General features: G+C 37.2%; 5 protein-coding genes. All 5 read right to left on the bottom strand.

Going from position 1 to position 3,335, the window contains the following annotated elements; genetic code table 11:
- Positions 1-291, bottom strand: a 291-nt coding sequence (locus QVB70_RS12505; protein ID WP_287586753.1) for an RNA-binding domain-containing protein, incomplete at its 3' end; no start/stop codon positions are given.
- Between the two features lie 166 nt (positions 292-457).
- Entirely contained in the window at positions 458-1,042 is a 585-nt protein-coding gene (locus QVB70_RS12500) for a 50S ribosomal protein L15e (RefSeq protein ID WP_287586750.1), read from the bottom strand.
- 134 nt (positions 1,043-1,176) lie between these two features.
- The gene (locus QVB70_RS12495; RefSeq protein ID WP_287586748.1) at positions 1,177-1,623 is read right to left on the bottom strand and encodes a hypothetical protein; all 447 of its coding nucleotides are present in this window, start codon (positions 1,621-1,623) and stop codon (positions 1,177-1,179) included.
- Between the two features lie 261 nt (positions 1,624-1,884).
- Entirely contained in the window at positions 1,885-2,328 is a 444-nt protein-coding gene (locus QVB70_RS12490) for a hypothetical protein (RefSeq protein ID WP_287586746.1), read from the bottom strand.
- A gap of 159 nt (positions 2,329-2,487) precedes the next feature.
- Positions 2,488-3,335, bottom strand: an 848-nt coding sequence (locus tag QVB70_RS12485) for a hydroxyacid dehydrogenase (protein WP_287586745.1), incomplete at its 5' end; no start/stop codon positions are given.

Below are 3,335 nucleotides of genomic sequence, written 5' to 3'. Positions count from 1 at the left end.
TTCCAGCCCTTCCCTAACTACAGATTTATCTTGATCATCTAAACCAGTTGTTATATGCTTGATTATTTGCATGACATCATCGGTATCGGTAAATTTTGTCTTTAAAAGGGATATTGGGTTTTTCCAATGTCCTCTAACTTTATCTACTTTTAATTTGAGTTTATCGTGAATATTATCAGGTATTAAAAAGAGGAGTGCTTGCGTAACTTTATCTAAATCTTCTGTTGCATGAACGTGCGTTGTAAACTCAACAGAAGAAATCTGGAAGGTAAAATCATTTTTCTTACTCATTGGCATCACAAAGGTTAGAAATCTCAAGTTATTATCGGCTTAGTGGATATTGAGGAAACTAATGAAGTACTAAATAGATGTAATCAGATTACATTGTGGAGATCATCTATTACAGCCTTCTAAGAAAAATAGAAGGAAAGGACTTATAGTATAGAAAGAAAAAAGATTATTTTCCTCGATGCCTGTGGCTTGCCAAACTAGGACGTATTTTCTCTGTGCCTAATCCTTTCTTACGTAGACCTCTTGACTTTTTCCCAGCACTTGTTAGTCCTCGTGCAGCCCTACCTTTATGAGTTGGATCACAAATCCAATTTATTCTAGGATCAGACTGAATCACTGGATGGTTTGGATCAACTAGAATTATTTCAAACCACTTATACATACCATCTGCTTCCACCCAATAACTATTAAGCACACGTAAATTGGGAAATCTTCTTTCAGCGTTTTCTTCGGCCATGACCTGTCTAGACTTCCCTAATGTAATTTTTGTAACACCCATGCGCTTTGATCGCCTGCCACGTGTTGGGCGAGGTTTTTGTCGTGACCCACGTCGAACTCGAACTCTAGTTAAAACAAAACCTTGTTTTGCTTTATATCCTAATTTCCTCGCACGATCAATACGTGTTGGTCGGTCTATGCGAACTGTTGCGGGTTGACGCCTCCATTTTATGCGCCTTTGCCGTGAAAGTCTTTTCATAACTTTCGAGTCTTTGTCTTTCCACATTTTTTCAACATAAGAATATAAACCCATTAAACTACCTCCCAAATATTTTACGTTCAGCGTTTATAACGCTACATCCAGGGAGAGAAAACAAATAGTGGAAAAGAAGGATTGTTTTTAACTTTTTTCATTCTAAAAAAGTTAAAGTAAATAGCGTGTCAATCTTACACTTTGTATAAAGTTCTCTTTCTGATCCTAGCGACTAGTTCACGCACCATAAGGTGGGCCATATTACTTATTGCTGTTGACGCCTTATTCCTGTCAATAATAAGAAGTGATGTGGGTATATTACCGCATTTTTTCTTTATCTCCGTGCGATACCGCATCGCTGCTTCTTTATCTTCTTTAGACTTTGACGCAACGATCAGAGCCCCTTTCGCTCCTTGATAACTTTTTTGAACTAGTATCTGAAAGGCACTCTTGTGAGGATGCCAATAAGAGACCTTAACTTGTTCAGAAGCAACACGCCCAACATGTACGCCTATTCCGTCGACCATAATGTTGTCATAGGATATTAGACGCAAAATTTTGTCGTTTAGGTAATCATTGGGTCCTGTAACTGCTATCTTATAGAGAAACCTATAATCACGCTGTTTTTGTTGCACGCTCAAGATAGTTCGCCATTCTTTATCAATAAGAAAAGTCTTACTGAAAGATGATTTGTGTACCTATATATTGGTAGTTAATATTAATAAACATTGTATTTGAGAAAAATCGAGCGGATTTCGTCCACATAATATGTTATTTCTCTGTAACTGATTCAAAATAGAGAAAAATCAGACCATATCCGATATTGAATCAAAAGAAAACCTTTTATCGACTAAAAATATTTCAGTTCATTCGATATAAATAAATTGAAAAGCGTAATAGACTTAAACTTCTTTTGGGATTCTTTCTCTTATTTTAACGGCTAGTTCATTCATTTTAATATCGGCCATCTTATTTATCTCTTCGGGTTTCATACTTTTTCCAATGAGAAGATGTGTGGTTGGTATTTCACCGCATTTCTTATTCACTTCAGCACGATATTTAGCCAAGGTTTCAATATCGTCTTCACCTAAGACAATTAGAGCGCCGTGAGCACCCTTAAGCGCCAGAGACACCAATACTTTGTAGGCATCTTGATGCGGCAACCAATAACTCAGTTTAATTCGGTCCGTGTGATCAGCGTCACCTACATGTATTCGTAGACCGTCGATTCCTACGTTGCCCCCTGAGACTAGGTGTAGTACTTGATCTTTCAGAAAGTCATTAGGACCAACGACTGCTATTTTAAAAATAAAATCATATGCACGTCGTTTACTAGTATGGCTCAAAATGACTCCTCAGCGGTCTAAATCATTCTTTGTCATATCGCATTCAAAGAAGTTTAAAACACACTTCTTATGACGATCACCTTACTACGAAAAACCCGCTATCAATCTATTAAATTTTTTCTAGTGAACTCCTCCGCAGATTAACTGCAATCGCACCGATTAGTTAAAAAAATCAATAATTTTTTTTGCTAGGATAACAGATGCATTTTTTTGTGTCTCTTTAGTAGTTGAACCGATGTGGGGCGTGGCTATTACATTTGGTGCGTTTATTAGTTCTGATTTGCCTGGAGGTTCTTTCTCAAATACATCTAAAGCAGCACCTGCAACTTTTTCTGATCTAATTGCCTTTAGGAGTGCCTTTTCATCGACAACTCCTCCACGGGAAGCATTGATTAGATAGACGCCGTTCTTCATTAGTGAAAACTCTCGTTCACCAATTATATGATATGTAGAGGGCAAGAGAGGAACATGAAGCGTTATTACATCAGCATTCTTTAATATCGCCTCAAGCGCATCTTTAGAAGGACCGAATGGTTCAACATTCATTTGTTTGGCATTTTCTAACGCACTATCAAGAACATCATAAGCTATAACAGTCATTTCAAATGATTTCGCTCGTTTTGCAACTTCCACTCCTATATTTCCAAACCCCACAATACCAAGTGTTTTTCCCTTTAATTCTAATCCCTTCAATTCCTTCTTAAGCCATTTTCCTTCTTTTAAACCTTTATCTCCAATCGAAATATGGCGAAATAGAGCAATAATTAGCCCAATGACTAATTCTGCAACTGAGACACCTGGAGCATTAGGAGTATTAAATACAGTTATGTTGTATTCCTTTGCAGCTTCCAAGTCGATATTATCTAAACCGACACCAGCACGGCCAATTACTTGAAGTGAAGATTCTGCCAACATTTCTCGTGTTACTTTTGTAGCACTTCTAACAATAAGCACTTCATAATCCCTTATCAATTCCTTAATCACCGATGGTGATTCTCCATATCGTT

It is taken from the genome of Candidatus Borrarchaeum sp., assembly GCF_019058535.1.
GTDB lineage: Archaea > Asgardarchaeota > Sifarchaeia > Borrarchaeales > Borrarchaeaceae > Borrarchaeum > Borrarchaeum weybense.
The sequence above is the reverse complement of the archived record's forward strand: the minus strand, read 5'-3'. Positions and strand labels throughout refer to the sequence as shown.